General features: G+C 48.2%; 29 protein-coding genes. 22 read left to right on the forward strand and 7 right to left on the reverse strand.

The features are described 5' to 3' along the window. The first annotated feature begins 96 nt into the window (after positions 1-96). Together glpX and BR02_RS0113715 are read left to right on the forward strand one after the other, a co-directional pair. Positions 97-1,065, forward strand: coding sequence for a class II fructose-bisphosphatase (gene glpX, locus BR02_RS0113710; protein ID WP_031518010.1), 969 nt, complete (start codon positions 97-99; stop codon positions 1,063-1,065). Between the two features lie 91 nt (positions 1,066-1,156). Further along, a complete protein-coding gene (locus tag BR02_RS0113715) occupies positions 1,157-1,432 on the forward strand; it encodes a DUF1294 domain-containing protein (protein ID WP_031518011.1) in 276 nt (91 codons plus the stop codon). 41 nt (positions 1,433-1,473) lie between these two features. Here BR02_RS0113715 and BR02_RS15235 read toward each other — a convergent pair whose 3' ends face one another. Beyond that, positions 1,474-1,626 (reverse strand): DUF1540 domain-containing protein, encoded by a 153-nt coding sequence (locus BR02_RS15235; protein ID WP_084171064.1) that lies wholly within the window; start codon positions 1,624-1,626, stop codon positions 1,474-1,476. 122 nt (positions 1,627-1,748) lie between these two features. Between BR02_RS15235 and BR02_RS0113725 the strand changes: the two genes are divergently transcribed. From BR02_RS0113725 to BR02_RS14975, 3 genes are all read left to right on the forward strand, one after another. Next, on the forward strand, positions 1,749-2,435 hold the full coding sequence (locus BR02_RS0113725) for a response regulator transcription factor (protein WP_031518012.1): 687 nt from the start codon (positions 1,749-1,751) through the stop codon (positions 2,433-2,435). An 8-nt stretch (positions 2,436-2,443) separates the two neighbouring features. Further along, the gene (locus BR02_RS0113730; protein WP_051688338.1) at positions 2,444-3,835 is read left to right on the forward strand and encodes a sensor histidine kinase; all 1,392 of its coding nucleotides are present in this window, start codon (positions 2,444-2,446) and stop codon (positions 3,833-3,835) included. Positions 3,836-3,939: 104 nt separating this feature from the next. Then, positions 3,940-4,833 carry a GerMN domain-containing protein gene (locus BR02_RS14975; protein ID WP_051688339.1) on the forward strand — a complete coding sequence of 298 codons (894 nt, stop codon included), beginning with the start codon at positions 3,940-3,942 and terminating at the stop codon, positions 4,831-4,833. Positions 4,834-4,883: 50 nt separating this feature from the next. Here the strand turns inward: BR02_RS14975 and BR02_RS0113740 are convergent, their stop codons facing one another. The 3 genes from BR02_RS0113740 to BR02_RS0113750 are packed head-to-tail and all read right to left on the reverse strand — an operon-like array spanning position 4,884 to position 6,906. Further along, positions 4,884-5,507, reverse strand: coding sequence for an HAD-IA family hydrolase (locus BR02_RS0113740; protein WP_031518019.1), 624 nt, complete (start codon positions 5,505-5,507; stop codon positions 4,884-4,886). A 17-nt stretch (positions 5,508-5,524) separates the two neighbouring features. Continuing rightward, positions 5,525-6,322: an SIR2 family protein gene (locus BR02_RS0113745; protein WP_051688340.1), complete on the reverse strand. Its 798-nt coding sequence runs from the start codon at positions 6,320-6,322 to the stop codon at positions 5,525-5,527. Then, a complete protein-coding gene (locus BR02_RS0113750) occupies positions 6,319-6,906 on the reverse strand; it encodes a non-canonical purine NTP pyrophosphatase (protein WP_031518022.1) in 588 nt (195 codons plus the stop codon). The genes BR02_RS0113745 and BR02_RS0113750 overlap by 4 nt, the downstream gene beginning before the upstream one ends. 93 nt (positions 6,907-6,999) lie before the next feature. On the opposite strand from BR02_RS0113750, the gene BR02_RS0113755 reads away from it, so the two are divergent. Beyond that, entirely contained in the window at positions 7,000-7,668 is a 669-nt protein-coding gene (locus BR02_RS0113755; protein ID WP_051688341.1) for a YczE/YyaS/YitT family protein, read from the forward strand. 83 nt (positions 7,669-7,751) lie between these two features. On the opposite strand, the gene BR02_RS0113760 is transcribed toward BR02_RS0113755, so the two are convergent. The 3 genes from BR02_RS0113760 to BR02_RS0113770 form a co-directional block, all read right to left on the reverse strand. Next, positions 7,752-8,597, reverse strand: a complete 846-nt coding sequence (locus BR02_RS0113760; protein ID WP_031518026.1) for a hypothetical protein — start codon at positions 8,595-8,597, stop codon at positions 7,752-7,754. Between the two features lie 106 nt (positions 8,598-8,703). After that, entirely contained in the window at positions 8,704-9,003 is a 300-nt protein-coding gene (locus tag BR02_RS0113765) for a hypothetical protein (protein WP_051688342.1), read from the reverse strand. Between the two features lie 103 nt (positions 9,004-9,106). After that, positions 9,107-9,916 (reverse strand): 2-phosphosulfolactate phosphatase, encoded by an 810-nt coding sequence (locus tag BR02_RS0113770; protein ID WP_031518030.1) that lies wholly within the window; start codon positions 9,914-9,916, stop codon positions 9,107-9,109. A 165-nt stretch (positions 9,917-10,081) separates the two neighbouring features. Here BR02_RS0113770 and BR02_RS0113775 point away from each other — a divergent pair, with 165 nt between their 5' ends. The 16 genes from BR02_RS0113775 (at position 10,082) to fliD (ending at position 24,576) form a co-directional block, all read left to right on the forward strand. Then, a complete protein-coding gene (locus BR02_RS0113775; protein ID WP_031518033.1) occupies positions 10,082-10,861 on the forward strand; it encodes a flagellar motor protein in 780 nt (259 codons plus the stop codon). Between the two features lie 2 nt (positions 10,862-10,863). Next, positions 10,864-11,667: an OmpA/MotB family protein gene (locus BR02_RS0113780; RefSeq protein ID WP_114638912.1), complete on the forward strand. Its 804-nt coding sequence runs from the start codon at positions 10,864-10,866 to the stop codon at positions 11,665-11,667. Then, positions 11,651-12,124 carry a chemotaxis protein CheW gene (locus BR02_RS0113785; protein WP_031518037.1) on the forward strand — a complete coding sequence of 158 codons (474 nt, stop codon included), beginning with the start codon at positions 11,651-11,653 and terminating at the stop codon, positions 12,122-12,124. The genes BR02_RS0113780 and BR02_RS0113785 overlap by 17 nt, the downstream gene beginning before the upstream one ends. Positions 12,125-12,140: 16 nt before the next feature. Beyond that, positions 12,141-14,222, forward strand: coding sequence for a chemotaxis protein CheA (locus BR02_RS0113790; RefSeq protein ID WP_031518039.1), 2,082 nt, complete (start codon positions 12,141-12,143; stop codon positions 14,220-14,222). After that, positions 14,212-15,282, forward strand: coding sequence for a protein-glutamate methylesterase/protein-glutamine glutaminase (locus BR02_RS0113795; protein ID WP_031518041.1), 1,071 nt, complete (start codon positions 14,212-14,214; stop codon positions 15,280-15,282). The genes BR02_RS0113790 and BR02_RS0113795 overlap by 11 nt, the downstream gene beginning before the upstream one ends. 204 nt (positions 15,283-15,486) lie before the next feature. Beyond that, entirely contained in the window at positions 15,487-15,771 is a 285-nt protein-coding gene (gene flgM, locus BR02_RS0113800; protein ID WP_051688343.1) for a flagellar biosynthesis anti-sigma factor FlgM, read from the forward strand. An 11-nt stretch (positions 15,772-15,782) separates the two neighbouring features. After that, entirely contained in the window at positions 15,783-16,274 is a 492-nt protein-coding gene (locus BR02_RS0113805; RefSeq protein ID WP_031518043.1) for a flagellar protein FlgN, read from the forward strand. Between the two features lie 191 nt (positions 16,275-16,465). Next, positions 16,466-17,899: a flagellar hook-associated protein FlgK gene (gene flgK, locus BR02_RS0113810; protein ID WP_031518044.1), complete on the forward strand. Its 1,434-nt coding sequence runs from the start codon at positions 16,466-16,468 to the stop codon at positions 17,897-17,899. A 19-nt stretch (positions 17,900-17,918) separates the two neighbouring features. Further along, the gene (gene flgL, locus BR02_RS0113815) at positions 17,919-18,899 is read left to right on the forward strand and encodes a flagellar hook-associated protein FlgL (RefSeq protein WP_031518045.1); all 981 of its coding nucleotides are present in this window, start codon (positions 17,919-17,921) and stop codon (positions 18,897-18,899) included. A 57-nt stretch (positions 18,900-18,956) separates the two neighbouring features. Next, positions 18,957-19,319 (forward strand): flagellar protein FlaG, encoded by a 363-nt coding sequence (locus tag BR02_RS0113820; RefSeq protein ID WP_031518047.1) that lies wholly within the window; start codon positions 18,957-18,959, stop codon positions 19,317-19,319. A gap of 138 nt (positions 19,320-19,457) precedes the next feature. Then, positions 19,458-19,895 (forward strand): flagellar assembly protein FliW, encoded by a 438-nt coding sequence (fliW, locus tag BR02_RS0113825; protein WP_238442479.1) that lies wholly within the window; start codon positions 19,458-19,460, stop codon positions 19,893-19,895. Positions 19,896-19,898: 3 nt separating this feature from the next. Further along, on the forward strand, positions 19,899-20,105 hold the full coding sequence (gene csrA, locus BR02_RS0113830) for a carbon storage regulator CsrA (protein WP_031518052.1): 207 nt from the start codon (positions 19,899-19,901) through the stop codon (positions 20,103-20,105). Between the two features lie 140 nt (positions 20,106-20,245). Next, a complete protein-coding gene (locus BR02_RS0113835; RefSeq protein WP_031518054.1) occupies positions 20,246-21,400 on the forward strand; it encodes a flagellin N-terminal helical domain-containing protein in 1,155 nt (384 codons plus the stop codon). Between the two features lie 660 nt (positions 21,401-22,060). Next, positions 22,061-22,492 carry a type VII toxin-antitoxin system HepT family RNase toxin gene (gene hepT / locus BR02_RS0113840; protein ID WP_031518056.1) on the forward strand — a complete coding sequence of 144 codons (432 nt, stop codon included), beginning with the start codon at positions 22,061-22,063 and terminating at the stop codon, positions 22,490-22,492. Then, complete coding sequence (locus BR02_RS0113845; RefSeq protein ID WP_031518058.1) at positions 22,493-22,900, forward strand: nucleotidyltransferase domain-containing protein; 408 nt, start codon at positions 22,493-22,495, stop codon at positions 22,898-22,900. Positions 22,901-23,016: 116 nt separating this feature from the next. After that, positions 23,017-24,576, forward strand: a complete 1,560-nt coding sequence (gene fliD / locus BR02_RS0113850; protein ID WP_031518060.1) for a flagellar filament capping protein FliD — start codon at positions 23,017-23,019, stop codon at positions 24,574-24,576. The last annotated feature ends 12 nt before the right edge of the window (positions 24,577-24,588 follow it).

Genomic DNA, 24,588 nt, shown 5'->3' on the forward strand with positions numbered 1-24,588 from the left:
AAAAATATCCTGTATAAAAACGAAAGCAAATAATGATGAGTTGATACGCCTTTATGTTATAATAAATATAACTAAAGTTATACAGGGGGTTTAGGTATGGAACGGGAATTAGCAATGGAAATTGTGCGGGTTACAGAGGTGGCGGCCTTGGCCTCTGCCCGCTGGATGGGTCGCGGTGACAAAATTGCCGCTGACCAGGCAGCCACAACGGCCATGCGGGCCATGTTTGATTCGGTAAGCATGAAGGGCACGGTGGTAATTGGTGAGGGTGAAATGGACGAGGCCCCAATGTTATATATAGGTGAACGGTTGGGCCATGCCGAATCACCGGAGGTGGATGTGGCGGTGGACCCTTTAGAGGGTACCAACCTGGTGGCCAAAGGCTACGACAACGCCCTATCGGTGGTGGCCATTGCCGATCGAGGTAACTTATTGCATGCCCCGGATATGTATATGGAGAAAATCGCCGTTGGCCCCAGGGCGGCAGGCAGAATACATATCGATGACCCCATAGAACATACATTGAAAATACTGGCCCAGGTGAATAACAAAAACGTTAACGACTTAACGGTGATGATCCTGGAGCGGGAGCGCCACAAGCACATCATTGAAGAGGTGCGGAAAACCGGTGCCCGGGTGCGCCTCTTTAGCGACGGCGATGTGGGTGCCGCCATTTCAACGGCCTTGGACGAAACCGGTATCGATTTATTTGTTGGTATCGGCGGGGCGCCGGAAGGGGTAATATCTGCGGCGGCATTAAAATGCTTGGGCGGCGACATGCAGGCCCGGCTGGTGCCCAGCGACGATAAAGAATACCGGCGCTGTGTGGATATGGGCTTAAAGGACCCCCGGCAAATACTGATGATGGATGATTTAGTTAAGGGTGACGACACCATCTTTGCGGCCACCGGGGTAACCAACGGTGAATTGTTAAAGGGTGTACGCTTTTTAAGTAACGAGCGGGCGGAAACCCACACCTTGGTAATGAGGTCAAAAACCGGCACAGTGAGGTTTGTAAAGGCAACCCACTACCTACCCCAAAAACCGCACCTGGTGTTAAAATAAAGGGTGGAAAAGTCTTTTACGGGTGGAACGGCTGGTCCACCCTAAATTTTGTCAACGGCAGGTTTTATACACACCTGTTAGGGGGTATAAGATGCAAATCCTCAAATTTTATTTAATATTTATAAACCTGCTCACCTTTGGCCTCTTTGTGCTGGATAAGTGGTTGGCCAAACATGTAAAGTGGCGCATTCCCGAAAACCGCCTGCTGCTGGCCTGCTTAATGGGCGGTTCATTGGGGGCTGTGGTGGCCATGAATGTGGTGCGGCATAAAACCCAGAAGTTAAAATTTGTTTGGGGTGTGCCCTTAATTATCTTAATTCAGGGTGGACTTATTGTTTTAATTGTATATTTAATAGCTCATTATTAAAGCCAAGGGCCGCTGATCCGGATAGATCAACGGCCTTTAAATTACATTTTTGGTTTGAAGGTTTCACATTTGGTATCGTCCGAAGAGTCTGCTTGGCTGGAATGACTGCGGTTTACCTGCACCATGGGTGCATCGCACATGACATTGCTGTTATATTGACATTCGGTGACATTGCATTTAATGTTCTGTGGCATAAAGAATCACCTCCTTTACAAGGACTATTGTCTACAGGGGAGGAGTGTTTTATGCACTAAATAGTAAAATTTTCTACCTGCGGGATACTACTATATATAAAGATTGGGCTAGGGGGTAAAATATGGCGAAAATTTTAATCGTTGACGATGAAGCATTGATGGTTAAAGGCCTAAAACGGAGCTTAGAGCAAGAGGGTTACCGGGTGTTAACCGCCTACGACGGTGATCAGGCACTGGAGGTGTTTAAGAAAGAACAGTGCCACTTGCTGGTGCTGGACATCATGCTGCCCCGGAAAAGCGGCCTGGAGGTATGCCGTGAAATCAGAAAAGAGTCTGAGGTGCCGATTATAATGCTCACCGCCAAGGGTGAGTATGTGGATAAAATTGTGGGCTTAGAACTGGGTGCCGACGACTATCTCACCAAACCCTTTAACACCAGGGAACTCATTGCCCGCATTAAGGCGGTACTAAGGCGCAGTGCCAAAGGGAGGGCGGAGGAAGAACAAAGGGATATTATCGCAGTGGACCAACTGACAATAGATGTTATGAAGCGCAGGGTAAGCCGGGGCGGCAAAGAACTTGATCTCACCGCCAAGGAATTTGATTTGCTCTGCCTGATGGCACAAAATCCCGGCCGGATATTCACCAGGGACAATTTGTTGGAATCGGTGTGGGGCCACAGTTACTACGGCGACCTGCGCACCGTTGACGTGCACGTCAGAAGGCTGCGCGAAAAAATAGAAGAAGACCCCCGCCATCCGGAATACGTGCTTACCAAGTGGGGCGTGGGATATTATTTTAAGGAGTAGGCGCATAAATGAGAATCAGCATTCGCTGGAAGCTGGCAGGCACTTATTTTATCATGATCGTTCTTACCCTGCTCTTGGCCGATTGGCTGGCCTACACGGCCTTAAAAGATCACTACCTGCAGGAAAGGGAAGATGCCTACCGGGTGCATACCAACGTGGTGGGTACTTACGCCGGAGAGTATATTCTGGGTGAATATATGGCCATGCCTACCCTTATTCGGGATTACGGCAACCAGGTGGATGCCCGGGTGGTGCTGTTAAACCGACAGGGTTATGTGGTGGGTGATTCCTTTAATGAGCAGTGGATTATCGGTATGCAGCTGAAGCACCCGGAGGTACAGGCGGCTCTCCGGGGGGAAACCGCATCGGGCACCCAATATGTTTCTGACGAGGAATGGGTGATGTATATATCGGTGCCGGTGACCCGCCAAAAGGAAGTGGTGGGGGCTGTGCTGCTGTCCACCGACATAACGGACATTGGTGAGGCCCTGGATTCCCTGCTAAGGCGAATGGTCCTTTTTTCCCTGCTGGGCGGAATGCTGGCGGGCCTAATTGGCCTCTGGCTGTCGGTGGAAGTTACCCGGCCGGTGCAGGAACTGACAGAAGCGGTGGAGCGAGTGGCCATGGGCAATTTAGACCAGCGGGTACCGGTGCACAGCAGGGATGAATTGGGACAGCTGGCCAAGGCATTTAACACCATGGCCATAAAGTTGGCACGGTTTGACCGCACCAGGCAGGAGTTTATAGCCAACGCCTCCCACGAGTTAAAATCACCCCTATCATCCATCAAGGCGCTGGCCGAATCACTGACCTACGGTGACGAGCGGGATGTGGTGGTGTATAAGGAGTATTTAAATGATATTAATTCCGAGGTGGACAGATTAAACCGTTTGGTACACGACCTGCTAAAGCTGGCCCAACTGGAGGACGAAAACACGGTACTGCAAAAAGAGCTGCAGTCGATATCTGACATTATTCAGCGCATTGTAAACCTGATGAAGCCCCAGGCCAAGTTAAAAGAAATAAGCCTGAGGGCATACACGCCGGAAGACATATTTTGGCCGGTGGACAGGGATACCCTGTCCGGGGTGCTGTTAAATTTGGTGGATAACGGCATTAAATATACCCCCCCGGGGGGAAGGGTTGAGGTGGAATGCCAAAGCCAGGGGGAGGAACTGGTCATCCGGGTGGCAGACACCGGAGAGGGCATCCCCCCCGAAGAACTGCCCCTTATATTTGAAAGGTTTTACCGGGTAGATAAGGCCCGTGCCCGGCAAACGGGGGGCACCGGCCTGGGCCTGTCAATTGTGGAAGAAGGTGTTAAACTGTTGGGGGGTACCATTTCGGTGGAAAGTGAGCCGGCCCGGGGTACGGTGTTTACCATCAACTTGCCCAAATAGGCATTAAACTTAATACTTTTGTAATAATTATTTATTTGTGCGTAATAAGTTTTGTATATAATAAACCCAGCAACTGATCAGCAAGGCGGATGGGAGGGTAAAGGATGAATACCGAGGGGGATCGCATCGTTTTTAACCGAGCCCAGGCGGCAGCCCTGATCGCCATCATCTTTTTAGCATTACTGATGCTGGCCCTGGCCGGTTGCAGCCGGCAGGCCAAGATTGAAAACACCGATGCTAACCAACCGCCAATCAGTTCAAAACCGCAGCAACAGGTGGAATATGTAAAGCTCTACTTTGCCGATAAAGATGCCATGTACCTTCAGCCTGAAGTAAGGCAAGTAAGCGTGCAGGGTGAAACACTGGCTGAGGTGGTAATAAAAGAACTAATAGCCGGCCCCCGGCAGAAGGACTTAATCCGCACCATTCCCCCGGAAACAAAACTGCTCTCTTTTCAAGTTACCGACGGTGTGGGCTTTGTAAACTTTTCAAAGGAACTGAAGTCAAAACACTGGGGGGGTACCACCGGTGAATTTTTCACCCTTTATTCGGTGGTGAACACCTTGGCAGATCTGGGACTGGCCGATACGGTACAGTTTTTGGTGGAAGGGGAAAAGCACGAAACCCTGGCCGGTCATTTTGAAATTTTTGAACCGCTGGGCCCCAACTGGAATGCGGTGATACCCGGTGAAATTCACCTGGGCCCCCTGGAAGTCAATGAAGAAAGAATGCGCGAAGTACAGGAAGCGGCAGACCAGGGGCTTGAAACATGGTACTTGGACCCCTTGGCGGTGGCCCGGGAAATGGGCAGCAGGCTGGGTTTTGACCCCCGGCTGGATGAGTTTGAGCTGCTCACCCTTGAGGAGGGCCGGTCTGAGGTGCTGGTCACCCATGACCGGGAGGATTATGTCATCCACCTGGTTCAGCCGGTTAAAAGGGGCGACGGCGGAGTATGGAGCATTAACAAAGTTAACACCCACATAAATATAAATAAATAAACCCACAAAAACGAAACAACCCTAACCTGCACCGTTAGGGTTGTTTCGTTTTATAATAGATCATCCCAACTGTCCAATATTAAATCGGGCTGATGTTTTAACAGGCTTTCCTTTTTTGCTATGCCCCAGGGAACGGCAACGGATTTTACCCCCGCCGCCTTGGCAGCCATAATGTCAAAGGGGCTGTCGCCAACGTACATGGTTTGCTCGGGCCGGCGCTTAAGTCTTTCTAAGGCCGCAAAAATAGGCTCGGGCTGGGGTTTGTGCTTGTCCACATCCTGGGCGCCAATGAGCACCTGCATATACTTATCCATACCTAAAAAATCGATGCTGCGTTGGGCCACCTTGGTGCTCTTGGATGTTACCACTCCCATTACAATGCCCTGCTCCCTTAACCTGGCCAGCATCTCCATTGTGCCGGGGTAGGCAGTGGTGTAGCGGTCGTGGTCAAGGGAGTAATAGTGTTGATAGAGTTTAAAAAAATCCTCTTCCCGGTCGGCCCCGGCAAAGTGAATGCCAATATCCCTTAAGGCCCGGCCCACCCACTGCATCACGTCCCCTTGGCCCCAGGGAATATTCATTTGCTCAAACACCCTTTTATAGGTGCGTTTAATTAAGGGCAGTGAGTCAATCAGTGTTCCGTCCAAGTCAAACAGAACAGTATTGTATTCCATAGTAAAAAACCACCTAACTATAAATTATTTACCCGCTCATAGAGTTCCTTCATAAAGTTCACAAAGTCTGTCTCGTGATTATCAGAGTTTAAACATATTATTCGCATACCCTTCTTACCGTATATTTCCTCAAAAACCGGGTTGGGTTTCATGGTTACCATATATGCCTTACAACTGGACTTCATTATTTTAAACAACTTGCTCCACATATAGCGCACGTTTAAATCCCTAAAACTGTAACCTAAAAAGAGCACAGTTTTGCCCAACAAGTCAGACCGCAGTTTAATATCGATGGGCCCGTTCATATCCAACCTGTTATGATAATCAGACTCGCTGATCACAAGGGTTTCGTCATGGTCTAAACTGCCGTGAAATTTAACTATTTGTGTGACGTTTTCTTGGGCGCAGAGGATGTCGTCCAGTGTGGCTATACGGCAGTAGGGGTACCGGTGATACTTAAAAGCCTCTTCCAGGGTTTCGTCAAAATTAGTGGTATAAATGGTGGGGAAATTTAGCTTAACTAAGTATTCGTGGGCCTTTGAAGAAGAAATGTCGTAACCGGTGTCTCTAAGGTTGCGGTCAATTATTTTGGCAATGCGGTTTTTGCTGCCATATTTAAGTATGTGGTACTCGGCAATTTGCAAAAAATCCCCGTGCATTAAGAGCACTTGGGGGTGGTAATCCAGGTCTTCGGCCACCTTATAAATTAGGCTTTCCCAGCCCGGCAGCCCCAGGTTGCGGGAAATTCCCGCCCCCACAAAGGGAATAATGCGCTTTTCTTTTATCTCTTGGGCCAGTTCGTCCAATACTCTCAAGATCTTGACCTCCCTTGGGAAAGAAGAAAGCTTTTAAATTCTGCCGCTGCGGTGCGGCGCATTGAGATGGCTAACTTTTCATCGGGGCTCATTTCTCCAAAGGTGCGGCTGTGCCCCTGGGGAATAAAGACCGGGTCCCACTGGCTGCCGTTTTCACCCCGGGGTTCCGGTGCAATGGTGCCCTTTAATCTTCCCTCAAAGAGATAAATTTTTTTGCCGTCGCAGTAGCCAATGGTGGTGATGGCCACAGCGCTGCGGTTCTTTTCGTTTTCCATCAACTTAATAAAGCCGGTAAGCTTTAATTTTTCCCAAAATGTATCGGTAAGGCCGCCGGGCAGCCCCTGCCAGGCGTCCACATAGAGGCCGGTTTGATCCACAAAGAGGGGGGCACGCTTTTCATCAAAGGCATGAAGGGTTTTAGCCTGCACAATATCCCGGTGATTGTCGCCCAGGGGCTCGGCAGTATCAAACCAAACGGGGGTAAATTCCACCGGGCTCAGCAGTTTGCTGTATTCATAATTTTTTTCTTTATTTTTACTGACAAATCGCAGTGGGCGGCTGACATAAAATGCTTTGTAACCCATAGGCACCCTCCTATGAATGTTTACTGCGTACTTTACTTTAAATTTAATATAACATACAATTAACCTTAGCGGTTGAAAATTGGAGGAATAGAGTTGAAAAAGCCTTTGTTTTATGTGCTCCAGTACGCTTGGTTTGTACTGGGTCTATTAGTTCTGTCGCTGGGTATTGTACTTTTGGTGCAGGCCTGGTTGGGCCCAACCCCCTGGGATGTACTGCATTTGGGTTTAACTAACTACCTGCCCTTTACCTTTGGCCAAGTTATGATTGGCCTTGGTGTTTTGCTGGTGCTCATTAGTTGGCTCTTGGGCGAAAAACCCTATACAGGCACCCTGTTAAACATGGTACTCATTGGCATCTTTGTGGATATTATTATGCAGGGCCATTTGCTGCCGGTGCCCCAGCACCTGGCCTTTCGCATCCTCTATATGGTGGCCGGCACACTGGCCTGCGGCTTTGCCACCGGGGTTTACATCAGTGCAAAACTGGGTGCCGGGCCCAGAGACAGCCTGATGCTGGCCCTGCACCGCATCACCGGCCTGCGCATTGGAGCGGTGCGCACCGCAATGGAAGTGACGGTGGTTGTGGTGGGCTTTTTACTGGGGGGCCACTTTGGTGTGGGCACAATTTTTTTCTCGGTGACAATAGGCTGGGTAACGGAATTTTTCCTCAGCCTGTTTAGAAAGATAGCCCAGAGCGAGAGGTTTTCGGTCTTTAAGGAAAGATATCTTATCAAAGAGGTCTACGGCATTGAAAGGGGCTAGAAAAAGGAAAAAGACAGTCGAAAGGAAAGTATAAAGAAACTACCCGTCGGTTGCCAAAGGCCTGACAGGTAGTTTTTTCATCTTTAATATTGCAAACTGCCCTTTCTTCCCAAAAGGCAGGGCAAATGGCCAAAGACCAAAATATCTCCCAGGTAGCCGTAAAAGGCCCTTTCCCCGGCTTTAATTGGTCGGCCGCATACCGGGCAGGGGCTTTCCTCTTTGCAGGGTAGAATTATACCCTCTACCTCTTGCCCGTCAACCTTCACTGTGGCGTAATCTAACTTGCCCTTATAGGGTTCCATGGGTGAGCAGGCCGGGTGAAAATAATGGCGCGTTTTCTTGCCCTTATGGCGCAAACGATACTCCACCATGGGTGAGTAGGGCAAAATTTTCCCCTTGCATTTATGGCATTTTCGCGGCCGGGCAAAGGTATTTCTTAAACGGTAGCGGGTTTTGGCCGGTGCCATTCTGGCCTCCCTGTCCTTCCAGTAGCGGGCCGGATCCGGCTGGCTTTTAACCCACTTCTCAACCTGCCGGTAAAAGGTGCGGTAATCCCGGTCTTCTAACTTGAAATTTGCAGGCACGCCGGCTTCCACCAGCTGTTTATAAAAGGCCTCTTCGGCAGAGTGGTGGGCAATGCCGTCCATCTTGGCAGTTTCCCAGTTGTAGCCTTCCTTTTCTAACCACTGATGCAGCGTGTGAAAAATATTCCCTGAACATACCAGCACCCGGTCTGACTTGCTTACCCCAGCTTTTTTCATCAGCCCTATCATCAACCGGCAGGCCATTTCAGACATGCCAATATCCTCGTTCCAGGTTAAAGGAAGCTTTACGGAGTAAACCTCCTGCGGTTCTTCACTCACCAGCACCAGTACCTCAGAGAAAGCCCTGCATCCGCCGCCGGCATCCTCTATGTACCAAGTGCGCATTGTAATACCCCCAAACAATTTAGTCACAAAAGACATTATAACACAAAAAGGGCAGGTTAAGCGGCCAAGCGCAATAACCCACCCTAACTATTAAAGCATGTAAGTCTTACTCCAGCCTGATTATCATTGTATTTTCTTCTTCATTGTACTCCACCGGATAGGTTCCCTTAACAGTGATACCAAAATGATTTAAAAAATTTTTAGCATTGATTTTGCGGCGGGTAATTTTAAAACCTTCACCCTTATTAACTCCTTTAATGGCAATGATCTTATTTGCTTTATCATAACCAAGGATGGCATACTCACTGTTTAATTTATCAACTGCTAATTCACCCAGGGTTATATGGTTTTTGCTAATCATTGCATTATAGGAGTTGCGCGGGCTATACCATTCCATGTTAGACATTAAAAGGCCCCCTTATCCTGGCAGTTTTTCAAAATTATAACCATAAATTTACTTTTAGTCAAACATATATTTTAATAAAAATAACCTGCCGATTAATGACAGGTTATGTCACAATAACACCATCTTTATACTTAGGTACAAGTGAATATGTATTTAGTTGTGAACAATAAATTAAATCATCGGTCATGCCAAGTTGAACCAGTTTTTGGCCGTGCAGGGAATCATAAAGTGCATCTAAAGTGTTATCATTGTAATAGATAGCTAGACGATAGGCTGCCACGGCCATGTCATCAAGTATTATTAAATCTTGGCAATTACTATCAAGCGGTGTTTCTTCTTGGTATACACTGTTTGTTAACCGGCGCCTGGGGGCCAGTGACCTGCCCCTGTATTCCTTTACCCCCTTTATTTCTAATAACTCCTTAATTATCCACCCTGCTGCCAGTGTATCTTCCAGGGAAAACTTGCCCCGGGTACCGGCACAGGCTAGCAAAATATGGCCCTTAAAGGCCGCCAACTCTTGGGCCACCGCCCTGACGTTTAAAAGGCTGCCCATTAAAACATGGGCTGCCCTCTGCACAGCCAGCTCAATTGTGCCGGTGCCGTTGGTGGTGGTCAGGACCACCGTTTTTCCGCCCACCTTATCCGCAGTATACTCCAGGGGGGAGTTGCCCAGGTGAAAGCCCGGCAGCCTTACCGCCCCCCGCTCGCCCCCCAGCAGCACCTTGCCCTTGGCGGCGGCCAAGGCCCGGGCTTCCTCCACCTCTGCCACGGCAATTACCCCCCGGCAGCCGTTGGCAAGGGCGGTGGTAATGGTGGTGGTGGCCCGCAAAATATCCAGCACCACCGCCGTCTGATAGCTTTGTTGTAAGTCCTTTAACCCCGCTCGGGTTGAAACAAGAGATATCCTCATACTTGTATTATATTACATACCCCTATTATTTATGGCACCCTGCCAATAATTTCTGGTTAAGTTTCTAAACTTTGACAAAACAAGGCAGGACTTTCTCTAAGTAAAGTCGTATTTTCTTATTTAGTTGCAGTATAGCAAAAAAGTAGGGGGGTACGATGTAATCTTATGAACTTTATTGTGCCGTTTGGTTTACTGTTAGCATTTTTTTCGCTAATAATTGGTTTTACCCTGGAAGGAGGGAGCATAAGTGCACTTATTGCCCCTTCTGCGGCGATAATTGTATTTGGCGGAACCTTTGGGGCAACCATTGTTGCCTATAGCTTTAACGAAGTAAAGAACATTCCCAATCTCCTTAAGATGGTACTGGTAAAAAAGATACCGCCATACCATGAGGCCATAGATCAAATAGTGGAATTATCAGATAAGGCCAGGCGAGAGGGCCTCTTATATATAGACAACCAGTTAGATCAAATAGATGATCCCTTTTTGCGCAAAGCAATGCAATTGGTGGTGGATGGCACCGACCCTGAAATGGTGCGCAACATTTTAGAAACCGAGATGTATTCTGCCCACGAACGTCATGAGGTGGGCGCCAGCATATTTGAAAGTGCCGGCGGCTATTCACCCACCCTGGGTATTATCGGCACAGTGATGGGCCTGGTACACGTGCTGGGCAGCATAAGCGACCCCGATTCCTTGGGGCCGGCCATTGCCATGGCCTTTGCGGCTTGCTTGTACGGTGTTGCCGCGGCAAACATATTTTTCTTCCCGGTGGCCCACCGGCTGCAAAATTTAAGTAAACAGGAGCTAGTATTAAAGGAGCTGCAAATAGAAGGTGTGCTTTCATTACAAGCCGGATATAACCCGATGCTTATTCGTGAAAGATTAAATGCCTTTTTAAGGCATTCAAATCTCCAGCGCCGTGCTGATGAAGAGGAAGAATAAATATGAGTATTAGAAACCGTCGTCCTAAACCAAAAGCTGATAACAGTGCCCGCTGGCTAATCACCTATGCGGATATGATTACACTGCTAATGATATTTTTCATTGTTATGTACACCATGAGCCAGGTTGATGCCAAGCGTTTTGAGGCCATAGCCCAGTCCCTTAACAAGGCCATGGGCGGCAAGGGGGCTATACTGTATGATGCCGGTCCGGGCTTAACACCCGGCACCTTTGACCAGCTTGACCCTGCCACCGACATTAACGAGTTAGAAAGGTTAGAAACCCAAAGCCTGCTGGAGGTAAAGGAACAAATAGAAGCCTACCTGGCAGAGGCCGGCCTGCAAGACAGCGTGACAGTGGAACTTGAAGAGCGGGGCATTGTGGTAAGCTTCCAAGATGTGGTATTATTTCCTTTAGGGTCAGCCCAGCTGTCGCCGGAGGCATCAGAAATTATCGGCAAGGTGGGCAATATATTAACCCAGGTCAACAACTATATTCGGGTGGAAGGCCACACCGACAACCTGCCCATCAACACAGCGGTCTTTCCCTCCAACTGGGAACTGTCCGGCCAACGGGCCAGCCGGGTGGTGCGGGAGTTAATTGAACTGAACAATATTGCACCGGAGCGCCTTTCAGCCAGCGGCTATGGGGAATACCGGCCCCGCAGGCCCAATGACGTTGAAGAAAACCGCCGCTTTAACCGGCGGGTGGATATAGTGGTACTGAGGTTTAAGTTTGAAAATATCGAACCGGGTCAGATAATCAAAATAGACGAAGGGGTGATGCAAAATGAGCAGCCAAGGTAGAGAAGAAGAGCAAATTGTAGTCTTTCAACTACACAACCAAACCTACGGCATAGACATTACATCGGTGCGGGAGATTATCCGCATGGAAGAGATAACTGAAATACCCAACGCCCCCGATTTTTTAGAGGGCATAATTAATTTGCGAGGCGGCATTGTACCAATAATTGACCTGGGCAAACGCTTTGGGCTGGTGAGCGGCGAAAGAACAAGCCAAAGCCGCATCATCATTGTTCAGGTCAGCAATCAAATTTTTGGCATGATAGTTGATTCGGTGCAGGAGGTGCTGCGCGTACCGGCAAGTTCCATTGAACCCCCACCGCCCATGCTGGGTGGGGTCGACGCAGCCTACCTGCGGGGTGTTGCCCTATTGGAAGAACGGCTGGTAATACTGCTGGAACACAGCCGTATTTTGTTTGAAAAGGAGCAGCAGCAACTGGAAGAAGTAATTAACCAATAATCGGGAGGTAGCGCCTGTGTTTTCTGACATTGAGATTGGTGTCTTTTTGGATGAACTGGAAGAAAAACTGCAAATTATCAATGACAACCTGCTGGTGCTTGAAAGAGAGCCCGAAAACCAAGAGGTGCTGCAGGAAATTTTCCGGGCTGCACACACCATTAAGGGATCCTCTGGGGTGATGGGCTATGAAAAAATGGCCTCGCTCACCCATGAAATAGAAAACCTTTTTGATAAAATCCGCCAAGGCCAGGTAACGGTGGATTCAGAAATGATTAATATTCTTTTCGAAGCATCAGATGCCCTGCGCATGCTAAAGGATGAAATAACCGGCGACGGTGTAACGGTGGACGTTAGCGAGGTGGTGGCCAAGGTATCGGGCTGCCTGGGTGGACACTGCGACACCCCAAAACCGGAGTCCCAGGCACCGGAGGCCCCGGTGCCGGCCGATGGCGAATACCGGCATAGCTGGGTGCCCTTGGATGATGTGGTTGAATCGGTAATTAGAGAAGCGGAGCTAAAGGGCTATTGGGCCTTTCAGGTGGCCCTGGTACTGGATGAATCCTGCCAAATGAAAAATGTACGGGCCTTTTTGATTTTCGAAACGCTGCAGCAAATGGGTGAAATTATCAGAAGTGTTCCCGCGGCAGAGGATCTGCAAGAGGGCCGCTTTGACCGCGCCTTTGAAGTGATACTTCTCACCAGAGAAGACCAGGGCCAAATTTACAACACCCTGATGAGCATTGCTGAAGTGCATATGGTAGAGTTAAAACTAATAGCAGCCCTGCAAACCGCCGAAGGCCAAAAGGAGGCCGGCCCGGCCCCGTCAGGCCAAGAGGGCAAGGCAGAAACCGCTGAAGAAAAAACCGCCCCGACCAAAGAGCGGGGCAGTGCCAGGGTGGTTAAAACGGTGCGGGTGGATGTGCAAAAGCTGGATACTTTGATGAACCTGGTGGGCGAACTGGTGATAGACCGCACCAGGTTAAGCCGCTTTGCGGAAATATTTGAAAGCCAGTACCGCTCCGACGAACTGGCGGAATCCATAAATGAAATAGCAAACCACCTTGGCCAGGTTACCTCTGACCTGCAGGAGCAAATTATGAAGGCCCGCATGCTACCGGTATCTCAAATCTTTAACCGCTTCCCGCGGATGGTGAGGGATACCGCCCAAAAGCTGGGCAAAGAAATAGATTTTATTGTGGAGGGCAAAGAAACTGAACTTGACCGCAACGTAATTGAAATGATAGGTGACCCCTTAATTCACCTCATTAGAAATGCCATCGATCATGGCATAGAGACCCCGGAAGAGCGGATAAGGAAAGGCAAGCCCAGGGCCGGCAGGTTGGAGCTAAAGGCCTCTTACCATGAAAGCCATATCGTTATTACCATTGAAGACGACGGCAAAGGTATTGATGTAAATAAAATCCGGCAAAGGGCAGTGGACTTGGGATTATACGACCGGGAAGGGGCTGCCCGCCTCAGCGACCGCGAAGTGCTGGATTTAATCTTCAGACCGGGCTTCTCCACCGCTTCTTCGGTGAGCGACCTCTCGGGCCGCGGTGTGGGCATGGATGTGGTGCGCACTGCCATAGAGCAAATTAACGGCATGGTGGATTTGGATACCAAACTGGGTGAAGGCAGTAAGTTTACCATCAGCCTGCCCCTGACCCTGGCCATCATCCGTTCCCTGATGGTCAGCTTAGATGATCAGGTTTACGCCTTCCCCCTTTCCAATGTGCAGGAGACGCTGCGCATCAACGCCGACGAAATTCGCCGCATTGGCAACAACGAAGTGATTGTGGTGCGGGAACGCATATTGCCCCTGCTGCGCCTATCTGAGTTCTTTGGCATGGGCAGCAGCGAAGCCGACAAGCTCTATGTGGTCATCGTTGCCTCCGCAGAAAGGCGGGTGGCAGTGGTGGTGGACAGATTGCTGGGCGAACAGGAAATTGTCATCAAGTCCTTGGGTGAATACCTGGGCGACGTGGTAGGCCTGTCGGGGGCCACCATTTTAGGCGACGGCCAGGTGGCCCTTATTGTCGATGCCCGGGGCATTGTTAAAGAAGCGGGCATAGTAGAGGATGTGCAATATGCCGGTTAAGGTACTGGTGGTGGATGACTCGCTGCTCATTAGGCGGCTGGTCACCCGCATGCTGGAAGAAGAAAAGGATATTCAGGTGATTGGCCAGGCGGCAGACGGCCTGGAAGCCATTGAAATGATTAAAAAACTAAAGCCCCAGGTGGTGACCATGGATGTGGAAATGCCCAAGCTGGACGGCATTGCCACCCTGCGCCGGGTAATGAGAGAATGCCCGGTGCCGGTAATTATGCTCAGTGCATACACCACCGCAGGGGCCAGGGCCACCATGGAGGCACTGGCCTTGGGGGCAGTGGACTTTGTGGGCAAACCCATGAAGCCCGGGCAGCTGGGCCCCATGATAGCGGACCTAAAGGCAAAAATAAGGGTGGCCGCCGGTGTTTCACTGGGCAAGGTGGCGGCCCGCCCCGCCGCCCCGCCAAAGCCCCCGGCGCCGGCCCCGGCCCCCGGGTTCAGGGCTAAGGACTGGCCCAGAACGGCAGCGGGCAAAATAGAGCTGGTGGTAATTGGCTGCTCCACCGGTGGCCCGGCGGCATTGCAAAACATCATCCCCCGGCTGCCGGCCAACCTGCCTGTGGGTGTGGTGGTGGTACAGCATATCCCGGTGGGTTTTTCTAAATCCCTGTCCGAACACTTAAACCGCAAAAGTGCGGTGGAAGTAATCCACGGCCACACCGGGGACGAGGTGCGCCCGGGCAGGGTAATAGTGGCCCCGGCGGGCTGCGAGACCCACTTTATAAAAAGCGGCGGCAAAGTTACCGTTAAACTGGAAAAATGCAACCAACCCATTCCCCCGGCCACCTTCCGCCCCTCGGTGGATCAAGTTATGACTGCAGCCACCAAAATATACAAGGGCAACCTCTTGGGCGTATTACTCACCGGCATGGGCCGGGACGGCGCCCAAGGAATGCTGGAAATAAGAAAGCTGGGCGGCCGCACCATAGCCCAAGACGAGGCCAGCTGCGTGGTGTACGGCATGCCCAAGGCAGCCATAGACCTGGGTGCAGCCGAAAAAATATCCCCATTGAACAAAATCGCCCAAGAAATTCTCGATTTGCTATAAAGTTCACAGCCGGTCAGTCGAATATAATAATAAGTGGTATTGTGCTACATTGATGGTTTTCCGTAGGGGTTTATTTATCAAACCCCAATGCAAACGCAGCCCTATTGTAGGGAACGGTCTGTGACCGTTCCGCTGGGTTCGATTCATCGAACCCTGAACACAAACATTACACCACTTGAAAATCGAACCGGAGGTGGGTGAACAATGAAAATCACCCCAATAAACCAAATAAACATATACTCAAACCAAGCCAAAAAGAACAACATCAACAAAAACCAAAAAACAACAATCCAGGGCGATAGCCTCGAAATATCCCAAACCGCCCGGGAAACCAGCAAATACAATGCAGAACTGAAAAAACTGCCCCAAATAAGGGAAGAAAAGATACAAACCCTAAAAGAAAGCATTAAAAAGGGAACTTACCAACCCTCTGCCGAAAAGATCGCAGAGGAAATGATAAATGAAAGGCGCCTGGATGAATTAGTCTAAGGAGTGATCCAATGGAGCCTCTTTTTTTTGAACTAACTAAAATACTAAAACAACAGCGGGATGTGGCCAAAGAAATACTGGCCTCAACCCAAGAGCAAAACACCGCCCTGCGCCAAAACGACCTGCCGGGGCTAAACGAAGCTATAAAACAGCTGACCAAACACACCATGCAGATGGCCCAACTGGACCCCAAACGGGAAGAAGTCCAAGTGAAACTGGAAAAAACACTGGGGCTAAAACCGGGGGCAACCATCAGCCAAATGTTGCCCCACGCACCGGCGGCGGTACAAAAAGAACTAAAAGAACTGCAGCAGGAAATAAAAGAGCACTTTGACCAACTACAAGAACTGAACCAATTTAACAAGGTGCTCACCAACAGGGCACTGCAAGTAAACACCGCCCTGCTAAAAATACTTAACCCAGGCAGCGGCCCAACCTACCACTCCGGCGGCAAAGTAACCAAAGAAGAAAACAAGCTGGAAATGCTAAACAAAACAGTTTAGGAAGATAAATGCTCGTAGGGGTTTGATTCATCAAACCCAAAATACACGGGTACTTGGGTTGCCTGGTTTTTGTAGGGAACGGTCTGTGACCGTACCGCTGCGTTCATTCAGCAAACCCAACGTAACCCTAACTGTAGGAAACGGCCCCTGTGCCGTTCCGCTGACTGCAACAAACGAAAGTGGTGAAACAAATGGCAGGCACATTTTTTGGTATAGAAACCGCCCGCAGGGGCTTACAGGTACATCAAAAGGCACTAAATATCACCGGCCACAACCTGGCTAACGCCAGCACCCCCGGTTACTCCCGGCAGCAGGTGATGATGAATGCCACCTCGCCCTATGCCGTACCGGGCATCAACAGCAGCGTAACCCCCGGCCAACTGGGCACCGGGGTAGGTATAGACAGCATCCGCCGGGTGAGGGATGAATATTTAGATAACAGCGTGCGCCAGTCGGTGACGGCAAACCACTACTGGGAAGACCAAATTAGCTTTCTCCAGCGGGCTGAGGCAGCCTTTGCCGAACCTGCAGTTGAAGGCATAGGCGATCGCATTACTGAATTTTTCAAAGCCTGGATGAACCTAAACAACAACCCACAAGATTCCGGCGCCAAAGCGGTGGTGGTGGAACTGGGCAGCGAATTGGCCACCATGATATCATCCACCTACAAACAGCTGGACGACGTGGAGAAAAGCATAGCTGATATTAATGGTCCAACAGTAAACGGTGCACTGGCAGACCAGGTAAATAGAGTTAATGAATTGTTAAAACAACTGAAAGATCTGGATACATCTATCAAGAAAGTAATCCGAGTTGGCCAACAGCCCAACGACCTGCTGGACAAACGGGACCAAATTTTAGAAGAACTGAGCCAGTTTGGCCCGGTAAAGGTAGATTTTGAAACGGTGGGCGTTAACCTGGGCGGTATATCAAAACTTGAATTTCACGGTCAGAATATAGATTTAAATGATTCTCTCGAGCTATTTAACTTAGAAGCAAGACAAGTAGTTGATGTTGATGGCAACGTCAGTGACGAAATAGTTTTGCGTTATGGCAGTGATGATGTTATTAATCTAACAGCCAATTGTAATGACGCCAACACCGGCGGGTCTCTCTTAGGTTTAGAAAAGGCCAGGCAAAACTTAATTGAGTATAAAGATATGCTTGACAAGCTGGCTACGGCCATGGCCGACAACATAGGTGAAGTAGGAAAATCTGATCCTGATTCTGCCCTTGACATACCATTTTTCACCGGAGAATTGAAAGACGGTAACTTTAAAGTTGACGACCGTCTGATAGACACACCGGCCTTAATTGACGGAACAATGGCCGGGGATATAGCGGCCCTAAGGGATGAGAAGTTAATTGATGATAGTACCCTTGAACAGCATTACGGCCTACTTATTACCAAAGTAGGTGCCAGTGTAGACAGTGCCGACAGCATGGCCGGCAACCAGGCGGCCATCACCAAACAAATCACCGCCCTAAGGGATTCGGTATCCGGTGTGGCGGTGGACGAAGAATTAACTTTAATGCTCCAGTACCAATACGGTTTTCAGGCCTCGGCCCGCATGATAAACACCCTAGACGGTATGTTGGATGTAATTATTAACCGCTTGTTCTAGAATGGGGGAGTATAAAAAAATGAGAATAACTAACACATACTTTGCCAACCAGGTGCTAAGGGGCATTCAGGGCAACCTGGGCAAGCTGGCCCGCAGTCAAGAACAGCTGGCCACCGGAAAAAGAATACTGCGCCTCAGCGATGACCCCAAAGTGATGAGCGAGTTTATGAAAATTAAGTCCACCATGTCCTATAACGAGCAGTACAAAAGGAACATAGACGACGGATTAAGTTACCTTGAAATGGGCGACACCTCCATGGGGACCATAGTTGATGTTTTGGCAAAGGCCAACGAGTATACCATTCAGGCGGCCAACGACACATATAATGCCGAACAGCGGCAAGTAATTGCGGAACAAATAGATAAATTAATAGACCAGGTGGTAGACCTGGCCAACTCCACAGTGGGCGGCAAATATATTTATGCCGGTACAAAAAACGACTACCCCCCCTTTAAACGGGAAGGGGATAAGATTATTTACCTTGGTAATACCGACCAAATAAAGCGGGAAGTGGCTGCAGCTACCAGCTACCGCATTGATGCACCGGGTATTACCTACGACCCCAGTGATCCAGATGGCCCTGTGGGCGTCTTTGGTGAAGCTATTGACTTTGACGAAGATGACGGCAGCTATGTTGTCTATGATCCTGATGCCGACCCCAAGGGAGATGGGATATTTGAGGTTCTATTTGCACTGCGGGATCGGTTGAATGCCGATGATTCCGATGGTTTGCAAGACAGTATCGGTGAACTGCAGCAGGTAAGCGACCATATACTTCGCCACCGTGTGGCGGTGGGCGCCCGTTTCCAGCACTTTGAATCCTTAAAAATACAGTTGATGGATCAAGATGTTAACCTTGCCCAGAGTTTGGATAATGTTGAAGCGGCAGACATGGCCCGGCTATCCATCGAATACAGCCAATACCAGTTATCCTACAATGCTTCTCTTGCGGTGGGCGCCAACATCATGCAGACCAGTCTGCTCGACTTCTTAAGATAAAAGTAATTTTAACCCTTTGGGGCCCAAATTCATCGGGCCCAATAGGAGAGATCTTCCATGAAAATAGGTGCCGGCGGTCTACAGTCAAAACTGGCCCACGAGGGTCTTACCATACGCCAGCTTGACCCTGCCAGGGCCAATAAAGGATTAGACCAGCAGCGGATGCAAAACCCCAGCCTGGCGCAAAAGCCAATTAATGCCGACCAGCTCTTTAAAGCGCTGGCCCGGTTAAATCAGGCTGCCCAAATGTTTAACTACCCCTTAATCTTTAAACTGGTGAGGGATAAAGAGGGCAGGCAAAAGGTAAGGGTAAAAAACAAAAAGACCGGTGAAAGCCAAGACCTGGAACCGGAAGAAGCCGTCAAGTTTTCCTTTGAAACAGAACACACCGCAGGTAAAAAATTCGATGACTACGCCTAAACCGCAAAGAACTGCGGTTTTGTTTTTATCCAAAATCATGTATTATCAACTTATAAATAAGATGCAGAAATGTAGGGAAGGGCGCCCCGCCCTTCCGCCCCCCCATAGGTTGTAATTTTTATGTAGGGGCTCGATTCATTGAGCCCAAATAGAAAGCGAGCTGATTACATCATGCCAAACAAAATAACCTTCAAATCCGGCCTGCCCGGCCTGCCCGAAGAACTTAAAGAATTCCAACTGCTGGCGGTGGAAGAAAACTCCCCCTTCTACTTGCTCCAGTCCACCACAGAAAAAGAAATATGCTTCATCTTAATTAACCCCTTCCCTGTCTTTCCTGACTATGAATTTGACCTGCCCCCGGAGGAGAAAAATAAACTGGAAATAAAGGCGCCCCAGGATCTGGCGGTGTTCTGTATTGTTAACGCCGCCCGGGGGTTAAAAAATGCCACCGTTAACCTATTGGCACCGGTGGTTATCAACACCGCAAAAGGGCTGGCCCGCCAAGTTGTACTGCAGGGTGAAGGCTACTCCCTTCGTCAACCGCTGCCGGCCGCCGAAAGCCAGGGGGAGGAATAAGCCATGCTGATACTATCCAGAAAAAAAGGCGAGTCCATACATATCGGCAATAACATTAAAGTAGTGGTGGTAGATGTGCAAAATGACCAAGTGCGCCTAGGCATAGAGGCCCCTGCGGATGTGGATATTTACCGTTCAGAAATCTATCATTCCATTCAAAAGGAGAACTTAAAGGCCCTAGTAAATCAAAATATTTTTAAGAAGAAATAAAATTTGTAGTTTTAGCACTAAAGTTTTGTGACCAATTAACGATATATTTATTAAGCAAAGATTTCTTCATACCGGCCGGATGAGGAATTGCTTTTTGGCAGAAGGGATGCTGCCAGTATACAAACCAAGGAGGTAAAACAATGAGAATTAACAACAACATTATGGCCTTAAATGCCCACAGGCAGTTGGGTATGAACCAAACCAACGCATCGAAGTCTATGGAGAAACTCTCTTCGGGCTTCAGAATCAACCGTGCCGGGGATGACGCAGCAGGTTTAGCAATCTCTGAAAAAATGAGAGGGCAAATTCGTGGTTTGAAACAGGCACAAAGAAATGCCCAAGACGGTATCAGCTTGATTCAAACTGCCGAAGGTGCACTCAATGAGACCCATGCTATTCTGCAAAGAATGCGGGAGCTAGCGACCCAGTCAGCTACTGACACCAACACCGAAGTTGATCGTGGCGAGATCCAAAAAGAAATCGATCAGCTTGCAGCTGAAATCACACGAATTGCTGATACAACTGAGTTTAACACCCAGAATCTTTTAGGTGGGGAATTCAAAGCTAAATTCCATATTGGTGCTAATAAAGGGCAGAACGTTGATTTGGCTATCAATGCAATGGATGCTGATGCACTGAAAGTACAGGGAGAGGCTTATACTGTAGATAGCGGTATTGATGGTCTGCAGTTTTTGAACAGAACCGGTGAAGGATTCGAATTTGAGGTTGTATTAAATACTGAAGACGGGAAAGGAACGTTTGCTGAGATAGATGAAGCTAGTGGGAAAATCACCGTTACTTTAAACACAAAAGATAGCGCTAGCGCTTCCGATGCTACTCTGGCCGACGTAAAAGCTGCTCTAGAGAGTGTAGCTGGAGAGGCTGGTTTCCAACTTGTTGTAGCCGACGATTTTGATGGGGAGGCAGAAGCAGAAACCGTTAGTAGTACTACTCTAACTTTTGAGATTGATGAGGATGCCAGTAAGAGCGTTGGAATCAACGTATCTTCACAAACTGCCGCTGATGCCGCAATTACGACAATCAACGATGCTCTCGAAACCGTTTCCGCTGAACGCTCCAAGCTCGGTGCTATGCAGAACCGCCTAGAGCACACCATTGCTAACCTCGGCACCTCTGCAGAGAACCTCCAAGCTGCTGAGTCTCGGATCCGTGATCTCGACATGGCTGAAGAGATTATGGCATTCACCAAGAACAACATTCTCCAGCAGGCTGCAACCGCTATGTTGGCTCAAGCTAATATGGCACCTCAATCTGTACTGCAGTTGCTTGGATAATATCTTTCATAGTAATGTAACCCCGGGCGCAAGCCCGGGGTCGTTTATTATTGCTGACAACTAACTTATTAGTTATAAAAGGATTTTGATGAAAAATGAAAAATAATTGGTTAGTTAGGGAAACGTGGTAATAATCGGCAATATATATTTGACAGTGGTAAAAGTTACTTGTTATAAGGTTGCTAAGAAATTTATGTTGAGGTCAGGTATAAAGCTATACCTGTTTATGAGCCAGAATGAGCGAAGTATTATTAATCATCAGGTAAAGGTGAGATTGCAAAGTATTAATTTATCAAACGGTTAATATTTATAAGTTGGCGAAGACCTTATCGAAGAGAAACCACTAATTTTGGCTTCTTTAGTTATGGGTACACAAAATAAGCCAAATAAAGATACAGAGAATGAAATTTTCTTATCAAATGGTTTTGGATTAATAAGGTTTGGGTAGTTATATAATGAATTGTCCCATGTTGCAAATATTGGTGCCTGGTGCTTTTGCGATGCCAGGCACCTAACTTATTAATTTATCTGAAGGATTTGAGAAATGGTACTTGGTTAGCTAGGGAATACTTGTTAAAATAAGTATGGGGTGCCAAAGGCCAAGAACGTATTGATAATGAAGTAATTGATAAATTTACTTATTTGAGGGTGGAATTTTGCATGAAAATAAATATCAATATGTTGCAACACAAATCTGCAGATATTGTTAAGGCTAAAAATATATTAGAGCAATACGGCAGCTTAACGTTAGGTAATTTTTTGGCTGACGAAACGGTGGTTTCTGCTGCCAAGTATCAGCTTATTGTAGCCATAGAAGCCGCACAAAATATATGTAATCATCTGGTGGCCCGGCTGGCAAGGCGTGCTCCTGTAAGCTATAGTGATTGTTATGTTATTTTGCGGGATGAAGGTTTAATTGATGAGCAATTGGCAGAAAGTTTGTCTAAGATGGCAAAGTTCCGAAACTTGTTGGTGCATAGGTATGGTAATATTGATGATGAAATAGTATATGATATTATTAAGTCTGGAAATTTAAACAATTTAACAACTTTTCTTTCATTGGTGAACAAACTGGTGGAGAAGGGGTATTAAATGAAACAAGAGATTAATATAATTAAGGCTGAACTGGAGCGTTTTTTTAAAGATGACACAAGGGTAGTTTTTGCTTACTTGCACGGTTCTATATTACATGATGTGGATAGTTATAACGACTTAGATGTAGCTATTTATATTGACGAAGATTTCGTTGATACTAAAAAGACATATGATTTAGAAATTGACTTGTCATTGGAATTGGAAAAGATCTTTCGTAAACCTGTAGATGTTAAGATTTTAAACAATGTTTTTACTGGCTTTGCCTATCATGCTACATCCGGGCTGCTGGTTTACTGCCGGGATGAACTTTGTCGATACAATTTTCTAGAGAAAACCTGGCAGCTGTATTTTGATTTTCAGCCCCATGTAAAGGCTTATTTAAAAGATCTGGTGACAGGCACCTAACTTATTTGCTACCTGTAAAATGCAGGTAGTTTTTTATTGCTGCATCTAAAGATTTGCCCCCGTTTGCCGATAGGTAATATAAGAGTATTTCCTTTGATAGAAGGGCGGAATAAATTATGTATATGCGTTTTGGCGGTATTGCCTCTGGTTTAGACACCCATCAAATAGTTACAGATTTAATGCGGGCTGAGCGGATGAAGGTTGATTCGCTGCTGCAGAAAAAGCAGGTGCTTGAATGGCAGCGGGAGGAAATTAGAGGGGTTAACAATAAGCTGCGGGTGCTGCGCGATCTTTCCTTTGACATGCGTCTAGAGCGCACCTACAGCAGCTACCGGGCTTCTTCAACTAACGACACCGTACTCACCGCCAAGGGTGGGGCAAACTCTTTAGAAGGTACCTATAATATCAGCGTTAAACAGCTGGCCGCCACCGCCTCTGCCCAGAGCAGTGAGGCCATTGGCCTGCAGGGTAACACTACGGCTAAAATAGCAGATTTCTTTGGTTATGAAGAAAACTTTAAACTCAATATTACCCTTGGCAGCGGAGAAGCTGCCAGAACGGCGGAAATTGATGTGAATGTGAATGCCGATAACATTCATACCATTGTTAATAAAATAAATAATTTGCGGGATGCAGACGGCAAAAGTTTTGGCATACGGGCCCATTACGACGAGACCCTGGACAGGATTTTTATTCAGTCGGTGGCCACCGGTGAAAGTCAGCAGATTAAGATTACTGATAACACCGGAGAAGTTTTTGGAGAAGGTGTGGAAGAAAACAGTTTCCTTAAAAAGCTTAATCTTACAGAAGCCCTGTATAGTGAAGGCGGCGTTAAAGGTCAAGACGCTAAGATTATTATGCAGATGGGCTCCGGTGAAGGCGTGGAGTATTCCTTTGCCAATAACAACATCAATATTCTGGGCATGTCCTTAAACCTGCGGGGTACCGGCGAAACCACCGTGACGGTGGCCAGGGATACCGAAGCGATGTTTGAAAACATTGTTAATTTTATCAATAAGTACAATGAAACAGTGGAAGGCTTAAATGCTAAGCTACTGGAACAGCGCTATGCCGATTACCCGCCCCTTACCGATACCATGCGGGAGCAGTTGACCGATAAGGAAATTGAACAGTGGGAAGAAAAGGCCAGAAGCGGTATGCTGCGCCGGGATCCCATGCTGTCTAGCATCTTAACAAAACTGCGCAGCACTGTGGGCGGAGTGGTTAGTGATGTGACCGGTAACGAAGGTTACGACCGCTTGTCGGCCATTGGCATTACCACCACCGCCAACTATATGTCAGCCACCCTGGTAATTAATGAAGACAAACTGCGGGAAGCTATTCAGAAGGATCCGGACGGGGTAATGGAGCTGTTCCGCAAAGACGGTCAAAGCACCGAAGAAATGGGTATTGCCCGCCGGCTGTCTGCCGAGCTTGACCGCGGCATTGAAATGATAAGGGAAAGGGCGGGCAGTGCCGATAATTTGGCAGACCAAAGTTTTATGAGTGAGGCCATCCGCCGGGTGGAAGATGACATCAACCGCTGGGAAGAGCGCCTAGCCAGAATAGAAGATCGCTATTGGCGGCAGTTTACCGCCATGGAAAAAGTGGTTGCCCAATTGAATGAGCAGAGCATGTGGCTGATGCAGCAATTTGGCGGCGGAATGTTATTTTAGTGAAATGTCTTA

The organism is Desulfofalx alkaliphila DSM 12257 (assembly GCF_000711975.1).
GTDB lineage: Bacteria > Bacillota > Desulfotomaculia > Desulfotomaculales > Desulfohalotomaculaceae > Desulfofalx > Desulfofalx alkaliphila.

What these genes read in the sequence shown, in the direction of transcription:
- glpX (WP_031518010.1), top strand. Translation starts at nt 97, where the DNA reads ATGGAACGGGAATTAGCAATGGAAATTGTGCGGGTTACAGAGGTGGCG.
- BR02_RS0113715 (WP_031518011.1), top strand. Translation starts at nt 1,157, where the DNA reads ATGCAAATCCTCAAATTTTATTTAATATTTATAAACCTGCTCACCTTT.
- BR02_RS15235 (WP_084171064.1), bottom strand. Translation starts at nt 1,626, where the DNA reads ATGCCACAGAACATTAAATGCAATGTCACCGAATGTCAATATAACAGC.
- BR02_RS0113725 (WP_031518012.1), top strand. Translation starts at nt 1,749, where the DNA reads ATGGCGAAAATTTTAATCGTTGACGATGAAGCATTGATGGTTAAAGGC.
- BR02_RS0113730 (WP_051688338.1), top strand. Translation starts at nt 2,444, where the DNA reads ATGAGAATCAGCATTCGCTGGAAGCTGGCAGGCACTTATTTTATCATG.
- BR02_RS14975 (WP_051688339.1), top strand. Translation starts at nt 3,940, where the DNA reads ATGAATACCGAGGGGGATCGCATCGTTTTTAACCGAGCCCAGGCGGCA.
- BR02_RS0113740 (WP_031518019.1), bottom strand. Translation starts at nt 5,507, where the DNA reads ATGGAATACAATACTGTTCTGTTTGACTTGGACGGAACACTGATTGAC.
- BR02_RS0113750 (WP_031518022.1), bottom strand. Translation starts at nt 6,906, where the DNA reads ATGGGTTACAAAGCATTTTATGTCAGCCGCCCACTGCGATTTGTCAGT.
- BR02_RS0113760 (WP_031518026.1), bottom strand. Translation starts at nt 8,597, where the DNA reads ATGCGCACTTGGTACATAGAGGATGCCGGCGGCGGATGCAGGGCTTTC.
- BR02_RS0113765 (WP_051688342.1), bottom strand. Translation starts at nt 9,003, where the DNA reads ATGTCTAACATGGAATGGTATAGCCCGCGCAACTCCTATAATGCAATG.
- BR02_RS0113770 (WP_031518030.1), bottom strand. Translation starts at nt 9,916, where the DNA reads ATGAGGATATCTCTTGTTTCAACCCGAGCGGGGTTAAAGGACTTACAA.
- BR02_RS0113775 (WP_031518033.1), top strand. Translation starts at nt 10,082, where the DNA reads ATGAACTTTATTGTGCCGTTTGGTTTACTGTTAGCATTTTTTTCGCTA.
- BR02_RS0113780 (WP_114638912.1), top strand. Translation starts at nt 10,864, where the DNA reads ATGAGTATTAGAAACCGTCGTCCTAAACCAAAAGCTGATAACAGTGCC.
- BR02_RS0113785 (WP_031518037.1), top strand. Translation starts at nt 11,651, where the DNA reads ATGAGCAGCCAAGGTAGAGAAGAAGAGCAAATTGTAGTCTTTCAACTA.
- BR02_RS0113795 (WP_031518041.1), top strand. Translation starts at nt 14,212, where the DNA reads ATGCCGGTTAAGGTACTGGTGGTGGATGACTCGCTGCTCATTAGGCGG.
- flgM (WP_051688343.1), top strand. Translation starts at nt 15,487, where the DNA reads ATGAAAATCACCCCAATAAACCAAATAAACATATACTCAAACCAAGCC.
- BR02_RS0113805 (WP_031518043.1), top strand. Translation starts at nt 15,783, where the DNA reads ATGGAGCCTCTTTTTTTTGAACTAACTAAAATACTAAAACAACAGCGG.
- flgK (WP_031518044.1), top strand. Translation starts at nt 16,466, where the DNA reads ATGGCAGGCACATTTTTTGGTATAGAAACCGCCCGCAGGGGCTTACAG.
- flgL (WP_031518045.1), top strand. Translation starts at nt 17,919, where the DNA reads ATGAGAATAACTAACACATACTTTGCCAACCAGGTGCTAAGGGGCATT.
- BR02_RS0113820 (WP_031518047.1), top strand. Translation starts at nt 18,957, where the DNA reads ATGAAAATAGGTGCCGGCGGTCTACAGTCAAAACTGGCCCACGAGGGT.
- csrA (WP_031518052.1), top strand. Translation starts at nt 19,899, where the DNA reads ATGCTGATACTATCCAGAAAAAAAGGCGAGTCCATACATATCGGCAAT.
- BR02_RS0113835 (WP_031518054.1), top strand. Translation starts at nt 20,246, where the DNA reads ATGAGAATTAACAACAACATTATGGCCTTAAATGCCCACAGGCAGTTG.
- hepT (WP_031518056.1), top strand. Translation starts at nt 22,061, where the DNA reads ATGAAAATAAATATCAATATGTTGCAACACAAATCTGCAGATATTGTT.
- BR02_RS0113845 (WP_031518058.1), top strand. Translation starts at nt 22,493, where the DNA reads ATGAAACAAGAGATTAATATAATTAAGGCTGAACTGGAGCGTTTTTTT.
- fliD (WP_031518060.1), top strand. Translation starts at nt 23,017, where the DNA reads ATGTATATGCGTTTTGGCGGTATTGCCTCTGGTTTAGACACCCATCAA.